Annotated in this window: 17 protein-coding genes; 7 read left to right on the forward strand and 10 right to left on the reverse strand. The window is 71.7% G+C overall.

Annotation, left to right across the window (positions count from 1 at the left end; genetic code table 11):
- Positions 1-7: 7 nt before the first annotated feature.
- The 4 genes from acnA to dut form a co-directional block, all read right to left on the reverse strand.
- On the reverse strand, positions 8-2,842 hold the full coding sequence (acnA, locus tag QM626_RS01805) for an aconitate hydratase AcnA (RefSeq protein ID WP_415073327.1): 2,835 nt from the start codon (positions 2,840-2,842) through the stop codon (positions 8-10).
- A 136-nt stretch (positions 2,843-2,978) separates the two neighbouring features.
- Entirely contained in the window at positions 2,979-3,743 is a 765-nt protein-coding gene (locus QM626_RS01810; protein WP_415073329.1) for a DUF3159 domain-containing protein, read from the reverse strand.
- Positions 3,740-4,333 (reverse strand): DUF3710 domain-containing protein, encoded by a 594-nt coding sequence (locus tag QM626_RS01815; protein WP_415073330.1) that lies wholly within the window; start codon positions 4,331-4,333, stop codon positions 3,740-3,742. The genes QM626_RS01810 and QM626_RS01815 overlap by 4 nt, the downstream gene beginning before the upstream one ends.
- On the reverse strand, positions 4,330-4,785 hold the full coding sequence (dut, locus tag QM626_RS01820; RefSeq protein ID WP_415073332.1) for a dUTP diphosphatase: 456 nt from the start codon (positions 4,783-4,785) through the stop codon (positions 4,330-4,332). Before dut ends, QM626_RS01815 begins: the two co-directional genes overlap by 4 nt.
- A gap of 21 nt (positions 4,786-4,806) precedes the next feature.
- Here dut and QM626_RS01825 point away from each other — a divergent pair, with 21 nt between their 5' ends.
- Positions 4,807-5,292, forward strand: a complete 486-nt coding sequence (locus QM626_RS01825) for a DUF3093 domain-containing protein (RefSeq protein ID WP_415073334.1) — start codon at positions 4,807-4,809, stop codon at positions 5,290-5,292.
- Here QM626_RS01825 and QM626_RS01830 read toward each other — a convergent pair.
- Positions 5,267-5,560: a DUF4193 domain-containing protein gene (locus tag QM626_RS01830; protein ID WP_415073336.1), complete on the reverse strand. Its 294-nt coding sequence runs from the start codon at positions 5,558-5,560 to the stop codon at positions 5,267-5,269. The two genes, QM626_RS01825 and QM626_RS01830, sit on opposite strands and share 26 nt — an antisense overlap.
- A 201-nt stretch (positions 5,561-5,761) precedes the next feature.
- On the opposite strand from QM626_RS01830, the gene sepH reads away from it, so the two are divergent.
- A complete protein-coding gene (sepH, locus tag QM626_RS01835) occupies positions 5,762-6,739 on the forward strand; it encodes a septation protein SepH (protein WP_415073338.1) in 978 nt (325 codons plus the stop codon).
- A gap of 8 nt (positions 6,740-6,747) precedes the next feature.
- On the opposite strand, the gene QM626_RS01840 is transcribed toward sepH, so the two are convergent.
- Complete coding sequence (locus tag QM626_RS01840; RefSeq protein ID WP_415073340.1) at positions 6,748-7,878, reverse strand: alkaline phosphatase family protein; 1,131 nt, start codon at positions 7,876-7,878, stop codon at positions 6,748-6,750.
- A gap of 59 nt (positions 7,879-7,937) precedes the next feature.
- Here QM626_RS01840 and QM626_RS01845 point away from each other — a divergent pair, with 59 nt between their 5' ends.
- Positions 7,938-10,379 carry a DNA gyrase/topoisomerase IV subunit A gene (locus tag QM626_RS01845; protein ID WP_415073342.1) on the forward strand — a complete coding sequence of 814 codons (2,442 nt, stop codon included), beginning with the start codon at positions 7,938-7,940 and terminating at the stop codon, positions 10,377-10,379.
- A gap of 13 nt (positions 10,380-10,392) precedes the next feature.
- On the opposite strand, the gene QM626_RS01850 is transcribed toward QM626_RS01845, so the two are convergent.
- Positions 10,393-12,477 (reverse strand): DNA gyrase/topoisomerase IV subunit B, encoded by a 2,085-nt coding sequence (locus QM626_RS01850; RefSeq protein ID WP_415073344.1) that lies wholly within the window; start codon positions 12,475-12,477, stop codon positions 10,393-10,395.
- Between the two features lie 167 nt (positions 12,478-12,644).
- Between QM626_RS01850 and QM626_RS01855 the strand changes: the two genes are divergently transcribed.
- Complete coding sequence (locus QM626_RS01855) at positions 12,645-12,866, forward strand: hypothetical protein (protein ID WP_415073346.1); 222 nt, start codon at positions 12,645-12,647, stop codon at positions 12,864-12,866.
- A 21-nt stretch (positions 12,867-12,887) separates the two neighbouring features.
- Here the strand turns inward: QM626_RS01855 and QM626_RS01860 are convergent, their stop codons facing one another.
- The 3 genes from QM626_RS01860 to QM626_RS01870 form a co-directional block, all read right to left on the reverse strand.
- On the reverse strand, positions 12,888-13,598 hold the full coding sequence (locus QM626_RS01860) for a coenzyme F420-0:L-glutamate ligase (RefSeq protein WP_415073348.1): 711 nt from the start codon (positions 13,596-13,598) through the stop codon (positions 12,888-12,890).
- Positions 13,595-14,956, reverse strand: coding sequence for an RNA polymerase sigma factor (locus QM626_RS01865; protein ID WP_415073350.1), 1,362 nt, complete (start codon positions 14,954-14,956; stop codon positions 13,595-13,597). Before QM626_RS01865 ends, QM626_RS01860 begins: the two co-directional genes overlap by 4 nt.
- A 182-nt stretch (positions 14,957-15,138) precedes the next feature.
- The gene (locus QM626_RS01870; protein ID WP_415073352.1) at positions 15,139-16,068 is read right to left on the reverse strand and encodes a proteasome assembly chaperone family protein; all 930 of its coding nucleotides are present in this window, start codon (positions 16,066-16,068) and stop codon (positions 15,139-15,141) included.
- Between the two features lie 65 nt (positions 16,069-16,133).
- Here QM626_RS01870 and QM626_RS01875 point away from each other — a divergent pair, with 65 nt between their 5' ends.
- From QM626_RS01875 to QM626_RS01885, 3 genes are all read left to right on the forward strand, one after another.
- The gene (locus tag QM626_RS01875) at positions 16,134-17,600 is read left to right on the forward strand and encodes a leucyl aminopeptidase (protein WP_415073354.1); all 1,467 of its coding nucleotides are present in this window, start codon (positions 16,134-16,136) and stop codon (positions 17,598-17,600) included.
- Positions 17,600-18,973, forward strand: coding sequence for a dihydrolipoyl dehydrogenase (gene lpdA, locus QM626_RS01880; RefSeq protein WP_415073356.1), 1,374 nt, complete (start codon positions 17,600-17,602; stop codon positions 18,971-18,973). Before QM626_RS01875 ends, lpdA begins: the two co-directional genes overlap by 1 nt.
- Positions 18,974-19,025: 52 nt before the next feature.
- The coding region (locus QM626_RS01885; protein ID WP_415073358.1) for a biotin/lipoyl-containing protein at positions 19,026-19,828 on the forward strand (803 nt) is incomplete at its 3' end.

Raw genomic sequence — 19,828 nt, forward strand, 5'->3', positions numbered from 1 at the left:
CACGCGATCAGACGAGCGAGCGCAGCACGTACTGCAGGATGCCGCCGTTGCGGTAGTAGTCGGCCTCGCCGGGCGTGTCGATGCGGACCTTCGCGTCGAACTCGACGGTCTGCTTGCCCTCCGGGGAGAACTCGCTCGGCGAAGCCGTGACGTGCACGGTCTTCGGGGTGACGCCCTCGTTGAGCCGCTCGAGGCCGGTGATCGAGACGATCTCGGTGCCGTCCAGGCCCAGCGACTTCCAGCTCTCGCCCTCCGGAAACTGCAGGGGGACCACGCCCATGCCGATGAGGTTCGACCGGTGGATGCGCTCGAAGCTCTCGGTGATGACCGCCTTCACCCCGAGCAGGTTCGTGCCCTTCGCCGCCCAGTCGCGCGACGAGCCGGAGCCGTACTCCTTGCCGCCGAAGATCACGAGCGGAGTGCCCTGCGCCTGATAGTTCATGCTCGCGTCGTAGATGTAGGACTGCGGTCCGCCCGGCTGGGTGAAGTCGCGGGTGTAGCCGCCCTCCACGATCTTGCCGTCGTTGACCGCCGCGACCAGCTCGTTCTTCAGGCGGATGTTGGCGAAGGTGCCGCGGATCATGACCTCGTGGTTGCCACGGCGGGAGCCGTAGGAGTTGAAGTCCTTCTGCGCGACGCCGTGCTCGGTCAGGTACTGCGCGGCGGGCGTGCCCGCCTTGATGTTGCCGGCCGGGCTGATGTGGTCGGTCGTGACCGAGTCGCCGAGCGTCGCCATGACGCGGGCACCGATGATGTCGGCGACCGGGCTGAGCTCCATCCGCATCCCGTCGAAGTACGGCGCCTTGCGCACATACGTCGACTGCTCGTCCCATTCGAAGACCGGCCCGGTGGGGGTCGGCAGGTTCCGCCAGCGCTCGTCGCCGTCGAAGACGGTGGCGTACTGGGTGATGAACTGGTCACGGGAGATGGAGGAGTCGATGATCTCCTGCACCTCGTCCGGGGCGGGCCAGATGTCCTTCAGGAACACCTTCTCCCCGTCGGCGCCGACGCCGAGCGGATCCGTCTCGAAGTCGAAGTTCATCGAGCCGGCCAGCGCGTACGCGACCACGAGCGGCGGCGAGGCGAGGTAGTTCATCTTGACGTCGGGGCTGATGCGGCCCTCGAAGTTGCGGTTGCCGGAGAGCACGGCGGTGACCGCGAGGTCGTTGTCGTTGATCGCGGCCGAGACCTCTTCGATCAGCGGCCCGGAGTTGCCGATGCAGATCGTGCAGCCGTAGCCGACCGTGTAGAAGCCGAGGCCCTCGAGGTCCTTGTCGAGGCCCGACTTCTCGTAGTAGTCGGTGACGACCTTCGAGCCGGGGCCGAGCGTCGTCTTGACCCAGGGCTTCTGCTGCAGTCCCTTCTGCAGCGCCTTGCGGGCCAGCAGACCCGCGGCGATCATCACGGAGGGGTTCGACGTGTTCGTGCACGACGTGATCGCGGCGAGCGTCACCGCCCCGTTGTCGAGGATGTACGGCTGCCCCTCCGGAGGCGACACCTTCACCGGCTTCGACGCCGCGGCCGGCCCGCCGCTGGCGATGAGGATCTCACCGGTGTGGGTCGACTCCTCACCGGGCACCGGCCCGGGATCGGACGCCGGGAACGACTGGTCCGACTCGAGGTCGACGATCGAGTCGGACGCCGTCGGGGTGGCGTAGTTGAGGATGTCCTTCTCGAACTGCTCCTTCGCCTCGCTGAGCAGGATGCGGTCCTGCGGGCGCTTCGGGCCGGCGATCGACGGCACCACCGTGGACAGGTCGAGCTCCATGTACTCGCTGTAGACCGGCTCGTACGCCGGGTCGTGCCACAGCGACTGCGCCTTCGCATACGCCTCGACGAGCGCGACCGCCTGCTCGTCACGGCCGGTGAGGCGCAGGTATTCGAGCGTCACGTCGTCGATCGGGAAGATCGCGGCGGTCGAGCCGAACTCCGGGCTCATGTTGCCGATGGTGGCGCGGTTGGCCAGCGGAACCTCGGCGACGCCCGCGCCGTAGAACTCGACGAACTTGCCGACGACGCCGTGCCGGCGCAGCATGTCGGTGATCGTCAGCACGACGTCGGTCGCGGTCACGCCGGCCGGGATCTCGCCGGTGAGCTTGAACCCGACGACGCGCGGGATGAGCATGGAGACGGGCTGTCCGAGCATCGCGGCCTCGGCCTCGATGCCGCCGACGCCCCAGCCCAGCACCCCCAGGCCGTTGACCATCGTGGTGTGCGAGTCGGTGCCGACGCAGGTGTCGGGGTAGGCGCGCAGCACGCCCCCCACGGTGCGGTCGTAGACGACCTTCGCCAGGTGCTCGATGTTGACCTGGTGCACGATGCCCGTCCCGGGCGGGACGACCTTGAAGTCGTCGAACGCGGTCTGGCCCCAGCGGAGGAACTGGTAGCGCTCGCCGTTGCGCTCGTACTCGATCTCGACGTTGCGCTCGAGGGCGTTCTCGGTGCCGAACAGGTCGGCGATGACCGAGTGGTCGATGACCATCTCGGCGGGCGAGAGCGGGTTGATCTTGTTCGGGTCGCCGCCGAGGGCGGTGACCGCCTCGCGCATCGTGGCGAGGTCGACGATGCACGGCACACCCGTGAAGTCCTGCATCACCACGCGTGCCGGGGTGAACTGGATCTCCGTGTCCGGGTCCGCCTCGGGGTCCCACGACCCGAGCGCCTGGATCTGCTCCTTGGTGACGTTGGCGCCGTCCTCCGTGCGCAGCAGGTTCTCCAGCAGCACCTTCAGGCTGAACGGAAGCCTGCGGTAGCCGTCGACCGCGTCGATACGGAAGATCTCGTGGTCGGTGCTGCCGACCGTCAGGGTGCTCTTGGCACCGAAGCTGTCCACCGTCGACACGATCGTCTCCTTCGTTCGCGCAGGGCCGGGTCCGAGGCCCGACGCCCCCATCTTCGCCTCCTCCTGGGAGGCAGGCTAGCAAGGCATGCCTTACCGCCGACAGGGGCAGATTTATCTTGACATCAAGATAAATGTATCACTCGGGCGTGGACGGCGAGCCGTCGGATGCCGCCTCTGTCCGCCGGGTGTACAGCGACCTCGCGGCGAGCCACGTCACCGCCAGCAGCGGCGCGAACAGCGGCAGCCCCATGGCGATCTTCAGCGTGCCCAGCAGCGCGACCGCGGACTCGCGGTTCGCGGCGTCCAGCGAGCTCAGGTAGATCGGGAACTGCACGATCAGACGCGCGGCGAACAGCCCGGCCCACGCGATCGTGAGCCAGAAGAAGGTGCGGCGCTTGCGGCGATCGCCGCGCCAGCGGGTGCCCTCGCCCATCAGGTAGCCGGCGACGAGGCCGACGACGGGCCAGCCGACGACGGCCGACACGAGCATCGCGACGCCGTAGCCGAGGTTGGTGAGCAGGCCGGGGACGAAGTTGTCCGACGGGTTGCCGGTGATCAGGGCGAGCGCCGCGGCGGCGACGGCCGCGACGAGGCCGCCCAGCGCGGACGCCGGCGGCGACTTCTGGGCGAAGCGCACCGCGGTGAACACGACGGCGATCCCGACCGACGCCACGAGGGACCACACCAGCTCGAGCGTCGCCGTGTACACCACGACGAACACGAGGCTCGGCAGGACCGACTCGGCGACACCGCGCCATCCGCCCATCGCCCGCCACACGACATGCCCGGTCGAGGCCTTCGCATCCGGGTCCAGCCCGGCACGGGCAGCGGCCGCGCCCAGCGCCTGGCCGAACGCGGCGGAGACCGAGTCCCGTTCCTCCTCGGGCGACGGTTCGCTCACGCCGACCCCGGCGTCGCCGGCATCTTCAGCGGGATCAGGTCGCGCGGCGGCATGGGGACCGAGCCGCGCACGACCACGAGCGACCGGAACAGCGCCTCGACCTGGGCGGCGGCGCCCACGTCCGCGGTGGCCGCTCCCCCGATCACGCCGCGGAGGAACCAGCGCGGCCCGTCGACGCCGACGAAGCGGGCCAGGCGCATGCCGGCCGCGGCGTCCGCGGTCGCGGCGACGGGCACCTCGGCGAGCAGCTCGGGCCCGAGCGGTCCGGTGCGCTCCTCGACGCGGCCGCCCTGCTGGCGGACCTGCTGGCGGATCTGCTCGCGCGTCTCCTCCCACAGGCCCGTGGTGCGCGGCGCCGCGAACGGCTGCACCTGCAGGGTCGAGCCGGCATAGTCCAGTCCGACCGCGACGATGCGCTTGGTCTGCTCCTCGACCTCGAGCCGCAGATTCAGCCCCTCCCGGGGCAGCACCTTGATGGCGCCCAGGTCGATGTACGGGCGGACCGGGTTGACCTCGGATTCGTCGAACGGTCCCTCGGTCGCACGGTCCTCGGGTGCGGACTTCGGCGAAGCCGGCGACACGTCGCTCATGCGGGATTCCCTCCATTGCCGGTGTACCCGGTCGAGCCGAAGCCGCCCTCGCCGCGCGTGCTCTCGGGCAGCTCGTCGACCGGGACGAAACGTGCCCGCGGCACCGGCATCACGATGAGCTGGGCGATGCGGTCGCCCACGGCGACCTCGTACGGCTCCGCCAGGTCGGTGTTCAGCAGCGCGACCTTGATCTCGCCCCGATAGCCAGCGTCGACCGTGCCGGGCGCGTTGACGATCGTGATGCCGTGCTTCGCGGCCAGGCCGCTGCGAGGGACGACGAAGGCGACGTAGCCGTCCGGCAGGGCGATGCGCACGCCGGTGCCGACCAGGGCGCGGCGTCCGGGCTCGAGCCGCGCCGGCTCGGCGGCGGTCAGATCCGCACCGGCGTCGCCCGGATGGGCGTAGACGGGAGCCGCGGACGCGATAATGGGGACGTCCACGGTTTCGGTCACCCAACGAGGGTAATGCAGAAGATGAACTCGCGCTCCCGGCGTCGACACGCCGCCTACCGAGAGCGTCTTGCTCCGTCCCTCTGGACGATCGTCGCGGCGATGGTGTGCGCGCCGATGGCCGCCCTCGTCTTCGTGAAGATCGGCACGACGCTCGCGCTCGTGATCGGCGCCGTCGTCGCCGTCGTGATGGTCGCGGCCCTGATCGGTCTCGCGCCGAGCGTCGAGGTCGCCGGCTCGGTCCTGCGCGCAGGACCCGCCCGCATCGACGTCTCCTACCTCGGCGAGCCCACGGTGCTGCGCGGAGACCAGGCGCGCGCGGCGCGCGGACCCGGGCTGCCGGTGCGCGCCTGGCACATGCTTCGCGGCGGGATCGACGGACTGGTGGTGTTCCCGCTGACCGATCCCGACGACCCGGCGCCGGCATGGGTGGTCTCCAGCCGCACCCCGGACCGGCTGGCCGCGGCCGTCCGCCGCGCGCAGCTCAGGCCGCGCACTCCACACAGATAGGCCCCGCGGCCTCCTCGTGGTCGAGCTGCGAGCGGTGCTTCACCAGGAAGCAGCTCACGCAGGTGAACTCGTCCTCCTGCGCCGGCAGCACGACGACGTCGAGCTCAAGGTCGGACAGATCGGCGCCCGGGAGCTCGAAGCCGGAAGGATTGTCGGCGTCTTCGACGTCGACCGCCCCCGACAGCTTGTCGGGAACGCGCTCCTTGAGCGCCTCGATCGACTCGCTGTCGTCCTCGTTCTTGCGGGGGGCGTCGTAGTCCGTGGCCATGCGTGTATGTCTCTTTTTCCTCGGGTGGAGCGCGCCTTCGGGCGTGCAGGCGGCGATAGTTTGCATGACCGACCGTCATTTCGCAAATGCACGAGCGGATCATGCCCGCGGGAAAACTCGCGGCGCGCGCCGGATATTCCCGGCGTTGGGCGGGGCGTGTGTCAGCATGGCCACACACCGCGGATCGGAGGCGTGTGACGCATGGAACAGCTGAGAGTGATCGGCACCGAAGCGGGATCGCTCGTGCTGGCGACCCCGGCGGGTGAGCGCTTCGCCCTCGCCGTCGACGAGGTGCTGCGTGCCGAGGTCCGTCGCGCCCGAGGGCCCGCGCCCGAGCCCGTCCCCGCCCACAAGGCGAGCCCGCGCGAGATCCAGGCGCAGATTCGGGCCGGTCTGTCCGCGGAGGACGTCGCGGAGCTGCTGGGCGTCGCGATCGAGGACGTCCGACGTTACGAGCCGCCGGTGATCGCCGAGCGCGAGTTCATCGTGGGTCAGGCGCTGTCGGTGCCGGTGCTCACGGCCGGCGACTTCGACGACGCGCCGTCCACGACGTTCGGGGTCGCGGTGCGCGCGAAGCTGGCCGAGGCGTCGGCCAGCGGAGAGCGCTGGAGCGGCTGGAAGGAGCCGGACGGCTGGATCGTGAAGCTCCTGTTCATCGCCGGCGACGTCGAGCGGGATGCCCGCTGGTCGTTCGACCCGCGCCGCAGCACGCTCGCACCGCTCAACGCGGACGCCACGCAGCTGTCCCGGCAGGGCTCGCTGCCCGAAGGCCTCATCCCGCGACTGCGCGCGCTCGACGCACCGGGACTGAAGGACGACTCCCGTTTCGACAGCGGTGCGTTCGGCCCGCGGGTCGTGCCGGAGGTCGCGGAGGGCTCCAGCGTCGCCGTGCAGGACGCCGCGATCAAGCGCGCACCGGACGCACCGGTGGCGTCGCCGGAGACGGCCGACCTGCTCGAGGCGCTGCGCCGTCGTCGCGGTCAGCGCACCCCGGCGCCGACCGGCGAGGCGGAGGAGCGCACCCCGGCGCCGGTCGCCCTGTTCGACGCGCTCGAGCCGGGTGCCGAGGCGACGTTCGAGACCGTCGAGCCGGAGGCCGAGACGCCGCGGCGGAAGGGGCGCCCCTCGATGCCGTCGTGGGACGAGATCGTGTTCGGCGCCCGGGGCGACGAGGGCTGACTGATCCGTCAGCGCGAGAACGCGCCCAGACGGATGAGCGGCACCGTCGTCTCCTCGTCGCTGAGCGACCCGTGCTGTCCGACCATCTTGCGCGGCGAGGTGTCCGCCACCCGATCGTCGTAGTACGCGAGCCGGGCACGTGCCACCACCAGCACATCTCCGATCCGCGCCGCGACGGCCTCGTCGACGTGCGGCCCGAACAGACCGGCGCCGATCGCCTCGTCCCGCGTGAGCACCCAGGCCCGGTCGCGCTCGGACGCGGACCACGCCGCGTGCAGATCGGATGCCGCGCCCTCCGCGGCGTAGAGATGCAGCATCCGCGGCTCGCCGCCCACGGCGGTCACGCCGTCTGTCAGCGGCCCCTCCCCGAACAGCACGTGGCGGGAGGGGGCGACGTCCACCATCCCGTGGTCGGCGGTGACCAGGATGCCGGCCGTCGCCCCGACGGCCTCGTGCAGGCGGCGGGCGGCGGCGTCCACGGCTTCGAGCGCGAAGGCCCACTCGTCCGAGTCGGCCCCCTTCCGGTGGCCGACCACGTCGAGCTCCGGCCCGTACAGGTAGACGAGCGCGCCCTCGTGGCTGCGGGCGAGGTGCGCGGCCAGCTCGACACGCTCGTCGAGCGCGCCGGCGCCGTGGATCTCCGCGCCGCGCAGGGTCGCGGCCGTGAACCCGCTCGTGACATAGTCCGGCTTGGACACCACGAAGCAGGGCCGGCCGCGGCGCGCCTCCTGCATCAGCAGGGGTTCGGCGCGCTGCCAGGTGAGAGGGTCGAGCCCGCCGCCCTCCCAGCCGTTGAGCTGGTTCACCACGACGCCGGTCTCGGGCAGCCGCACCCGGTAGCCGACGACCCCGTGCTCCCCCGGCCAGGCGGCGGTCAGCAGCGAGGTGAGCGCCGCCGCCGTCGTGCTGGGGAAGACGCTGCGCGCGACGTCCTTCCGGCCCATGGCCGCGGCGAGGAACCGACCGTGCGCACGACGGGCGGCGAGGTTGCGCGCACCCAGCCCGTCGAGCACGAACACGATGCCGCTGCGGACCGGCGGCAGCACGGCGGAGGTCCCCTCGAGGGCGTCGATCAGGATCGGCAGCACCTCGGTGAGGCTCCGGGCCCCGGCGGGCCGCGCCGGTAGGCTGAGGGTCATCCGGGCCAGTCTGGCACACCGCCGCGGGCCCTCCGCCGACCCGAGGTCCCTGCTCGCCCATGCCATCTCCGCGTTCCGATCCGTCTCCCGCCGAAGGCCGCATCGAGGACATCGACCTCTCGACCGAGATGCAGGGCTCGTACCTCGAGTACGCCTACTCGGTCATCTATTCCCGCGCCCTGCCCGATGCGCGCGACGGGCTGAAGCCGGTGCAGCGCCGCATCCTGTATCAGATGGCCGACATGGGCCTGCGCCCCGACCGCGGCCACGTGAAGAGCGCGCGCGTGGTCGGCGAGGTCATGGGCAAGCTCCACCCGCACGGCGATGCGCCGATCTACGACGCGCTGGTGCGGCTGGCACAGGCGTTCGCCCTGCGGGTGCCGCTGGTGGACGGACACGGCAACTTCGGGTCGCTCGACGACGGCCCGGCGGCATCCCGCTACACCGAGGCGCGTCTGGCGCCGGCCGCGCTCGCCTTGACCGAGGACCTCGACGAGGACGTCGTCGACTTCGTCCCGAACTACGACGGCCAGATCATGCAGCCGGAGGTGCTGCCGGCCGCCTTCCCGAACCTGCTCGTGAACGGCACGACCGGCATCGCGGTGGGCATGGCCACCAACATGGCTCCGCACAACCTCATCGAGGTGGTCGCCGCCGCCACCCACCTGCTGCAGCATCCGGAGGCGACGCTCGAGGAGCTGATGGAGTTCGTGCCGGGCCCCGATCTGCCCTCCGGCGGCATCATCGTCGGACTCGACGGCATCCGCGACGCCTATGCGAGCGGTCGCGGCACGTTCCGCACCCGCGCGAAGACGACCGTGGAGGCGCTCGGCCCGCGCAGGACCGGCATCGTCGTGACCGAGCTGCCGTACATGGTCGGTCCCGAGCGGGTGATCGAGAAGATCAAGGACGCGGTGAACGCGAAGAAGCTCACCGGGATCTCGGACGTCACCGACCTCACCGACCGACGTCACGGCCTGCGCATGGTCATCGGCATCAAGACCGGGTTCGACCCGAACGCGGTGCTGGAGCAGCTGTTCCGGCTGACTCCGATGGAGGAGTCGTTCGGCATCAACAACAACGCGTTGGTGGGCGGTCAGCCGCGCACCCTCGGGCTGGTCGAGCTGCTGCGGGTCTATCTCGACCACCGCATCGAGGTCGTCACGCGCCGCTCGCGGTACCGCCTGGCGCGCCGGCGCGAGCGGCTGCACCTGGTGGAGGGGCTGCTGATCGCGATCCTCGACATCGACGAGGTCATCCAGGTCATCCGCGCCTCCGACGACGCCGAGCAGGCGCGCACGCGCCTCATGGACGTGTTCGACCTCAGCCAGGTGCAGTCGGAGTACATCCTCGAGCTGCGTCTGCGTCGCCTCACCAAGTTCTCGCGCATCGAGCTGGAGGCCGAGCGCGATCAGCTGCAGGCGGAGATCGCGAGCCTCGAGGAGCTGCTGGGCAGCGATGCGCTGCTGCGCGCCCAGGTCGCCCGGGAGCTGGACGCCGCGGCGGAGACGTACGGGACGCCGCGGCGCACGCTGCTGCTGGACGGGGGCCCGGTGACCGCGCGCGGCAAGGCGGCCGCCGTCGACCTGCAGCTGGCCGACGACCCGTGCCGCGTCTACCTGTCGGCGACCGGACGGATGGTGCGGGCCGTGCTCTCGCCGGAGGGCGAGGTCGTCGCCCCCACCCGGCGCGCGAAGCACGACGCGGTGCGCTCGGCGGTGGACACGACCGTGCGCGGCGAGGTCGGCGCGGTCACCAGCGCCGGACGGCTCGTCCGCTTCTCCCCTGTGGATCTGCCGTCCGTTCCGGGGAACGCCGTTCAGCTCGCGGCCGGGACCAGGGCCGACCAGTACGTGGGACTCGCAGGCTCCGAGCACGTCGTCGCGCTCGTGCCCCTGGTCGCCGAGCCGGTCATCGCGATCGGCACGGCGAACGGGACCGTCAAGCGGGTGGCTGCGACCGAGCTCCCCCTGAACAAGCACGAGGTCGAGATCATCGCGCTCAAGCCCGGCGACCGGGTCGTGGGAGCAGCGCCGGCGCCCGACGGCGCCGAGCTCGTGTTCGTGGCCTCCGACGCGCAGCTGCTGCGCTTCGACGCCGCGAGCGTGCGGCCGCAGGGTCGGGCGGCGGGCGGCATGGCCGGCATCCGGCTCTCGCCCGGCGCGTCCGTCGTGTTCTTCGGCGTGGTGGATGCCGCATCCGACGCCGTCGTGGTGACCCTCGCCGGCTCGTCACAGGCGCTGGCCGGGACCGACGCCGGCAGCGGGAAGGTGTCGGCGTTCGACGAGTTCCCGCCGAAGGGCCGCGCGACCGGCGGGGTGAGGGCGCAGCGGTTCCTGAAGGGCGAGGACCAGCTGACGCTCGCGTGGGTCGGCGCCCAGCCGCGTGCCGTCGGCCCCGACGGCGCGGTGCGCGCCCTGCCCGCGTCGGGCGCGAGACGTGACGCCTCCGGCGTGCCGTCGGAGGCCGTGGTCGCCGCCGTGGGAGCCCCGATCGCCTGAGCGCGGACCGTTCTCAGGCGTCGATGCGCTCCCGCGCGAGCCGGTCGCTGGAGGAGACGATGAAGTCGCGGCGCGGCGCGACCTCGTTGCCCATCAGCAGGTCGAACACGGCGGCGTGCTGCTCCGCGTCGATCACCTGCACGCGGCGCAGAGTCCGCCCCGCGCGGTCCATCGTCGTGACGGCGAGCTGATCGGCGTCCATCTCGCCGAGTCCCTTGTACCGCTGCACCGGCTCCTGCCAGCGCCTGCCCTGCCTGGTCAGCCGCCCGAGCAGGTCATGCAGCTCCGACTCGCCGTACGTGTAGATCGTCTCGTTGGGCTTCGAGCCCGGGCCCTTCACGACGACGCGATGCAGCGGCGGCACGGCCGCGTACACCCGGCCGGCCTCCACGAGCGGACGCATGTAGCGGAAGAACAGCGTGAGCAGCAGGGTACGGATGTGCGCGCCGTCGACGTCGGCGTCGCTCATCAGGATGACCTTGCCGTAGCGGGCCGCCTCGAGGTCGAACGAGCGTCCCGACCCCGCGCCGATCACCTGGATGATCGACGCGCACTCGGCGTTGGAGAGCATGTCGCTCACGGACGCCTTCTGCACGTTGAGGATCTTGCCGCGGATCGGCAGCAGCGCCTGGTACTCGCTGTTGCGCGCGAGCTTCGCCGTGCCCAGCGCGGAGTCGCCCTCGACGATGAACAGCTCGGAGTCGGCGACGTCGTTCGAGCGGCAGTCAACGAGCTTGGCGGGCAGCGAGGACGACTCCAGCGCGTTCTTGCGGCGCTGGGTCTCCTTGTGCGTGCGCGCAGAGATGCGCGCCTTCATCTCCGAGACGATCTTGTCCAGCAGCAGCGCGGTCTGCGCCTTGTCGTCGCGCTTGGCGGAGGCGAACCGCGCCGTCAGCTCCTTCGCGACGACGGACGACACGATCTGCCGCACCGCCGGGGTGCCCAGCACCTCCTTGGTCTGCCCCTCGAACTGCGGCTCGGGCAGCCGCACCGTGAGCACGACGGTGAGACCGGCGAGGATGTCGTCCTTCTCCAGCTTGTCGTTGCCGACCTTCAGCCGCCGGGCGTTCTGGTCGATCTGCGCGCGCAGCACCTTCATGAGGCCCTGCTCGAATCCCTGCTGGTGGGTGCCGCCCTTGGGCGTCGCGATGATGTTCACGAACGAACGGCTCACCGTCTCGTAGCCGGTCCCCCAGCGCAGCGCGACGTCGACGCCGCATTCGCGCTCGATCTCGGTCGGCACCATCGCCCCGGACGCCTGCAGCACCGGCACCGTCTCGGTGAAGGTGCCCATCCCGGTCAGCCGCCACGTGTCGGTGACCGCCGAGTCGGGCGCGAGGAACTCCACGAACTCCGAGATCCCGCCGTCGAAGCGGTAGACCGACTCGACGGGCGCCGCGTCCGCGGCCCGCTCGTCGCGCAGCACGATCTCGAGCCCGGGCACGAGGAACGCCGTCTGGCGCACGCGCTGCACGAGGTCGTCCAGCGAGAACGCGGCGTCCTTCGTGAAGATCTGCCGGTCGGCCCAGTAGCGGATGCGGGTGCCCGTCGCCCCCTTGGCCGCGCGGCCGACGACCCGCAGCTCGCTCTTCTCCCGGAACGGCGTGAAGGCGGCATCCGGATGCGGACCGCCGGCGTCGGCGAACCGGCCCGGCTCGCCGCGGTGGAACGACATGGCCCACGTCTTGCCGGCGCGGTCCACCTCGACCTCCAGCCGCTCCGAGAGCGCGTTCACGACCGAGGCGCCCACGCCGTGCAGTCCGCCGGACGCCGCGTACGAGCCGCCGCCGAACTTGCCGCCCGCGTGCAGCTTCGTGAAGACGACCTCGACGCCGGTGAGGCCAGTGCGCGGCTCGATGTCGACCGGGATGCCGCGGCCGCTGTCGCGCACCTCGACGCTCCCGTCGGCGTGCAGGACGATCTCGATCCGGGATCCGTTGCCGGCCAGCGCCTCGTCGACCGAGTTGTCGATGATCTCCCACAGGCAGTGCATCAGGCCGCGCGAGTCGGTGGAGCCGATGTACATGCCGGGACGCTTGCGGACCGCCTCGAGCCCCTCCAGGACCTGCAGGTGGTGGGCGGAGTATTCGGCGGTCACAATCCTCAAGCGTATCCGCGGCGTCGGACGCTTCCGAGCACGGACACGGCCCGCGCGGGGTCGGATACGCGCACAGCGAAATGTGACCCGATCGCGGCATTCCGGAAACATCCGCGTGGTTGTATGAGGGGACCACGCAGCGCACGAAACCTGGAGGAGGCACCGCGATGAACACCACGACCGCACCCGAGCAGGCCCCGGTTCTCGCGTTCCGCCTCACCGCAGCGGACCGTTGCGACTCCTGCGGCGCGCAGGCCTACATCGCCGCCGAGGTCAACGGCAGCGAGCTGCTGTTCTGCGCCCACCACGGCCGCAAGTACGAGGAGAAGCTGCGCGCCGTCGCCACCAGCTGGCACGACGAGACCGCGCGCCTGGTCGACGCGGTCTGATCCGGAGCCGCCGGCCGACCCTCAGACGCGGCGGACGATGCCCAGCGGGGTCGACTGGTGCCCCTGCCCGAGCGGGTTGTCGCGCAGGATCGCGACCAGGCGCCTCTCGCCGGCCCGGTCGAGCGTCGAGCCGAGGATGTTCCCGCCCAGGTCGTTGATGTCGACCACGGCGACGTCCACGCCCGCCGGCAGCAGCGTCCGCAGCTGTGCGGCGACCTCGCGCGGACGTCGCGGCCCCAGCACCACCGCCTTGTTGTACGGCGGGATCGTGCCGCTGGTCGGCCCGTCGATCGCGCGCGCCTTGTCGCCGGCGATCCGGTAGAAGTCGCCCTTGCGCCCGAACGGCTTCGTCACCGCCGAGACGGCCGCGGCGAACAGGATGCGGGGCGTCCCGCACTCGCGCAGCGCCATCTCCATCGTCTCCGGCATGCCCAGCCCGATCCCGTACGGGGTGCGGGTCACGTACTTCGAGAGGAAGACGGCGAGCCGGCGGGGCCGGATCTCCGCCACGAGATACGAGCGGCCCTGCGTGATCGCCACGATCTTCTCGGTGACGAACAGCACGTCTCCGGGCGCCACCGCGTCGACGGCGTACTCCGTGATGAACGGGTCGAGCGCGTCGCCGGGGAGGACGACCCGGGTGCGGATCGGGATGCGCTGATAGACCGCGCCCTCGACCTCGGTCGTCAGCGCCTTGCCGTCGTTCGCCTGGGGCGTTGCGGCTTCGCTCACTCGAGGTAGTCCCGCAGCGACTGCGACCGCGACGGGTGACGAAGCTTCGCCATCGTCTTCGACTCGATCTGCCGGATGCGCTCACGCGTCACCCCGAACGTGTCGCCGATCTGGTCGAGCGTCTTGGGCTGCCCGTCGCCCAGGCCGAAGCGCATGCGGATCACGCCGGCCTCGCGCTCGCTGAGCGAGTCGAGGAGGGACTCGAGCTGACGCTGCAGCATCGTGAAGCCCACGGCGTCCGCCGGCACCACGGCCTCGGTGTCCTCGATCAGGTCGCCGAACTCGCTGTCGCCGTCCTCGCCGAGCGGAGTGTGGAGCGAGATCGGCTCGCGGCCGTACTTCTGCACCTCGATGACCTTCTCGGGGGTCATGTCCAGCTCGCGGCTGAGCTCCTCCGGCGTGGGCTCGCGGCCCAGGTCCTGCAGCATCTGGCGCTGCACGCGGGCGAGCTTGTTGATGACCTCGACCATGTGCACGGGGATGCGGATGGTGCGGGCCTGGTCTGCCATGGCGCGTGTGATCGCCTGCCGGATCCACCAGGTGGCGTAGGTCGAGAACTTGAAGCCCTTGGTGTAGTCGAACTTCTCGACCGCACGGATCAAGCCGAGGTTGCCCTCCTGGATCAGGTCGAGGAACTGCATGCCGCGGCCCGTGTAGCGCTTGGCGAGGGAGACCACCAGGCGCAGGTTCGCGCCGAGCAGGTGGCTCTTCGCGCGCTGCCCGTCGCGGGCGACCCACTGCAGATCGAGCCCCAGCTGCGTGGACTTCTCGGCCGCCGCCATGTGCGACAGCTTCTCCTCCGCGAACAGGCCCGCCTCGATGCGCATCGCGAGCTCGACCTCTTCGGCCGCGTTCAGCAGCGGCACCTTGCCGATCTGCTTGAGGTAGTCCTTGACCGGGTCGGCCGTCGCGCCGGTGATCTGGGTCGAGTAGACGGGCACGTCGTCCTCGTCCGAGCTGGAGATGACGATCGCGCCGGTGGGCAGCGGCTCGGAGAACGCCGGCTTGGTCGTCTCCTCCTCGTCCTCCTCGTCGTCGTCGGGCTTCTTCTCCGCCGGCTTCGCCGTGGCGGCGCCCTCCGCCTCGGCCTCGTCGTCGGTCTCGTCGAGCTCCTCGTCGAGGCTCTCCTCGTCGACCTCGCCGTCGAACTCCTCGTCCTCGGCGTCGGCCTTCTTGGTCGTGCGCCCCGACGCCTTCTTCGATGCGGCGGACTTCGACGCGGCCGGCTTCCCGCCGGCCGTCTTGGCCGACGGCTTCTTCGTCGCCGTCGTCGTGCTCTCCGGAGCGTCAGGGATCTCTTCGGTCGCCGCAGCAGCGGCGGTGCGTGAACGGTCGGCGGTCTTCGTGCTCACAGTCACGGTTAGCCTTTCCCGGGGTGGATGCCGCGATCGTCTGCGGACACTAGTAAGACCCTTGTCAAGTCCACGGCGAACGAGTCGCAGTGCCGGACAACGGGTCGGTCCTCCATTGTCGCATACGCGGGCGGACGCGAGTGCGCCTCACCCGTACCGCAACGCCGCGGCTCGACGACGCATTCCCCTCATCCGAGCGGGCCGCGGGCCTCGTCGTCGCCGCCGTGCCGGTTCGCGAGGAACCGCTCGAGCTCGGCGGCCAGCTCGTCGGCGCTGGGCAGGTCCGCCTCGTGCAGCAGCGGCGTCGCCTGGGTGGCGCCCGCCATGTAGGCGTCGTACCGCTCCTCGAGGCCGGTCAGCATGCGGGCCAGATCCTCGTTGCCGGCGATCTGCTCGCCCACCTTCGCGAGGAACTCCTCGTTCTCCTCGCGCAGCATGTCGACGACGAAGACGAGCCCGGTGGCTGCGGTGATGCCGTCCAGCGCCGCGATGGCGGCCGCCGGGTACTCGGTGTCGCCGAGGTAGTGCGGGACCAGCAGCACGAACCCCGCCACCTCGATCCCCACCTCCGCCAGGCGGTACTCCAGCAGATGACCGGCCGTGGCCGGCACCTGGGTGTGCGGCTGCCACACCGAGTGCGCCTGGGTGATCGCGGCACGGTTGCCGGACACGGTCGTGCCCAGCGGCCGGGTGTGCGGCACCGGCATCCCGATCGCGTGCACCCAGGTGACCGCCGAGACGCGCGCGGCGCGCACGAACTCCACGACCGAGGCCACGAACGCCTCCCAGGCGAAGTCGGGCTCGTAGCCGGACAGCAGCAGATACGGCCGGTCGAGCGCGTCACGGGTCAGGCTCAGCTCCAGGCGCGGCGCCCGGTAGTCGCTGAGGTGGTCCTTGTCGAACTCGATGATCGGGCGGCGCGCACGATAGTCCAGCAGCACGTCGTTCTCGTACCGGCGGACCAGCTCGTGGTCGGCGCCCTCGCGCACGAAGTCGATCGTCTGCGCCACCGCCGCACCGGCGTCGGTGAAGCCGGTGAGCAGCACGACCAGCGGCAGCCCGGCCGCGATGACGGGCGCCGGCTCTGCCGGGTCGAACACGGGGACGTCGAAGGGCATGTCCCCATCGTACGAGGGGCACGGGGGCACGGATCCGTCATGACGGCGCTGCCTAGGATGGGGGGATGCCGTATCCCGCGCTGTCCGTGGCCGCTGTCGAGTTGCGCGAGGCCGGCACCGACGCCGCCGTGCTCGTGCTGCCGCCGCCCTCGCATCCCTTCTTCGAGGACCCCGCCTTCGCCGCGCTCGGCGCGAGGCTCACGCGGCTCGGGTTCTCCGGTGCGCCGGGGACGTATCTCCGCACGGACGCCCCCGAGGTCTTCGACGGCCCGCTCGCCGTGGTCGGCTCCGGGGCGTCGCCGGATGCGGCCGCCCTGCGGATCGCGGCGGGCGCCGGCATCCGTCAGCTCACCGGTCACGCCCGGGTCGCCGTCGCCGCGCCGGCCGCGGGTCCGGGTGCGGCGCTCGCGCTCCTGGAGGGCGCAGGGCTGGGCGGCTACCGCTTCGCCGGGTACAAGACCACGACACCGGCGGCGCGCGCCGCGGAGGTGGTCGTGGTCGCGGCCGACGCCGCGGACGCCGACGCGACACGTGCGGACGTCGTGGCCGGTGCCGTCGCGCTCGTGAAGGACCTCGTCAACGTCCCCGCCCAGTGGCTCGGGCCGTCCGACTTCGCGGAGCGCGCGGCCGTCGAGCTGGCGGACCTCCCGGTCGAGATCACCGTGCTCGACGAGACCGAGCTGGCCGCGCAGGGCTACGGCGGGATCCTCGGCGTCGGCCAGGGCTCGACCCGCCCGCCGCGCTTCCTGCGTCTCGAGTACGCCCCGGCCGGCGCGGTCCGGCATGTCGCGATCGTGGGCAAGGGCATCACGTTCGACACCGGCGGCCTGTCGCTGAAGCCGGCGGCGTCCATGGTCGGCATGAAGTACGACATGTGCGGGGCCGCGGTGGCGCTCGCGGTGCTGCGGGCCGCGGCGCAGCTCGCGCTCCCGGTCCGCGTCACCGCGCATCTCTGCGTGGCCGACAACATGCCCTCGGGCGGCGCGACCCGCCCCGGCGACGTGCTGACGATGCTCGACGGCACGACCGTCGAGGTGCTCAACACGGATGCCGAGGGACGGCTCGTGCTGGCCGACGGCCTCGTGGACGCGAGCCGGTCGCATCCCGACATCATCGTCGACGTCGCGACGCTCACCGGTGCGATCACCGTCGCGCTGGGAACCCGGCACACCGGGATCATGGGCGACGACGAGGCGGTCGCGACCTACCTGGACGCCGCCGCCCGCGCGGCCGAGCCGGCCTGGCGGATGCCTCTGCCCGACCATATGGAGGACGAGCTGGACTCGCCCATCGCCGACCTGCAGAACGCGAAGATCGGCGATCCGGCCGGCGGCTCGTTGTTCGCGGCGCTCTTCCTGCGGCGGTTCGTCGGTCGCGTCGGTGACGAACCCGATGCGCCGCGCATCCCGTGGGTGCACCTGGACATCGCGGGGGTCGGCATGAACAAGGGCGCGCCGTACGGGTTCACCGACAAGGGACCGACGGCGGCGACCGTGCGCACCCTGATCGAGCTCGTCGACGGGCAGGCCTGATGAGCGAGATCACCGCCGACATCGTCGTGCTCGGCGGCGGGAGCGCCGGCTATGCGACGGCGATCCGGGCCGCGGAGCTCGGCAAGGGCGTCGTCCTGGTCGAACGCGACAAGGTCGGCGGCACGTGCCTGCACCGCGGCTGCGTGCCCACGAAGGCGCTGCTGCACGTCGCCGAGGTCGTCGACACCCTCGCGGAGGCCGCGCACCTCGGTGTGAGCGCGACCCTCGCCGGCGTCGACGCCGCCCGGATGCAGTCCTTCCGACGCGATGTCGTGGCGGGGAAGTACAAGGGTCTGCAGGGTCTGCTCGCCGCACGGGGCATCACGGTGGTCGCCGGCGACGGGCGCCTCGACGGGCCCGGCCGCGTCAGCGTCGGCGACGACGTGTTCACCGCGCCGCACGTGGTCGTCGCGACCGGCGCCGTCACCCGCGCGCTGCCCGGCGTCGAGCCGGGTGGCCGCGTGCTGACGAGCGAGACCGCGCTGGAGCTGGATGCCGTGCCGGCGAGCGTCGTCGTGCTCGGCGGCGGCGTGATCGGGGTCGAGTTCGCGAGCCTGTGGCGCTCGCTCGGGGCCGAGGTGACCGTCGTCGAGGCGTTGCCGAGCCTCGTGCCGAACGAGGACGAGACCCTGCGCAAGGGGCTGGAACGCGGGTTCCGCAAGCGCGGCATCCAGGTGTGCACCGGCGTCCGGGTCGCCGCCGTGTCGCAGGACGACACGTCCGTCACGGTCACGCTCGACGACGGCACGTCGCTGGACGCCGATCAGGTCCTGGTCGCGGTGGGCCGCGCTCCGGCGACCGCCGGGCTCGGCCTCGAGGACGCCGGCGTCCGCCTCGACCGCGGCTTCGTCGTCGTCGACGCCGATCTGCGCACCGCCGTCCCGGGCGTCTGGGCGGTCGGGGACGTCGTCGCCGGCCCGCAGCTCGCGCACCGCGGGTTCGCCCACGGCATCCTGGTGGCCGAGCGCATCGCCGGCCTCTCCCCGGTCGCCGCGCCGGAGGAGACCATCCCCCGCATCACCTACTCGCAGCCGGAGCTGGCGGCCGTGGGCCTGACCCGCGAGCAGGCCGAGGCGCGTTTCGGCGCGGACGCAGTGGCCGTCGCCGACTACAACCTGGCCGGCAACGCCCGCAGCGAGATCCTCGGCACCGCGGGCAGCGTGCGCGTGATCCGCCGCGTGGACGGTCCGGTCGTCGGCGTGCACATGGTGGGGTCCCGGGTGGGCGAGCTCATCGCGGAGGCGCAGCTCGTGGTGGGGTGGGACGCGCATCCCGAGGACGTCGCGCCGTTCCTGCACGCGCATCCCACTCAGAGCGAGGCCCTGGGCGAGGCGTTCCTCGCGCTCGCCGGCAAGCCGCTGCACACGATCTGACGCACGCACGTCACTAAGCTAAGAAGACCCGCTTGAAGAAGGAGCAAATGCCATGAGCACTTCCGTGGTCCTCCCCGCGCTCGGAGAGAGCGTGACCGAGGGAACGGTCACCCGCTGGCTCAAGAACGTCGGCGACACCGTCGAGGTCGACGAGGGCCTGCTGGAGATCTCGACCGACAAGGTCGACACCGAGATCCCTTCGCCGGTGAGCGGTGTGGTCGAGGAGATCCTCGTGAGCGAGGACGAGACCGTCGAGATCGGCGCGGTCCTCGCGAAGATCGGCGACGGCTCCGGCGCCGCGTCCGCCGAGGCGCCGGCCGAGAGCGCTCCCGCCGCGGAGGAGCCGGCCGAGGCCGCTCCCGCCGCCGAGGCGCCCGCGGAAGAGGCCGCCCCCGCTCCCGCGGCGGAGGCTCCCGCCGCGGAGGCTGAGCCCGCGGCATCCGGTGAGGGCCGCGACGTCGTCCTTCCCGAGCTGGGCGAGAGCGTCACCGAGGGCACCGTGACCCGTTGGCTCAAGCAGGTCGGCGACGAGGTCGCCGTCGACGAGCCCCTGCTGGAGATCTCGACCGACAAGGTCGACACCGAGATCCCCTCCCCCGTCGCCGGGGTCCTGCAGGCGATCCTCGTGAACGAGGACGAGACCGTCGCCGTCGGCGCCGTGCTCGCCAGGATCGGCGACGGTGCGGCCGCACCGGCCGCTGAGGCCGCCCCCGAGGCGCCGTCCACCGAGAAGCCGGTCGAGGTCGAGGAGGCCGAGGCGTCCGCTCCCGCCCCGTCCGCTGCGCCGACGCCCGCTGTCGCGCCGGCCCCTGCGGCCGCCCCCGCCCCGACACCGGTTTCCGCGGCAGCGCCGGC

This window comes from Microbacterium sp. (assembly GCF_047606385.1).
Classification (GTDB): Bacteria; Actinomycetota; Actinomycetes; order Actinomycetales; family Microbacteriaceae; genus Microbacterium.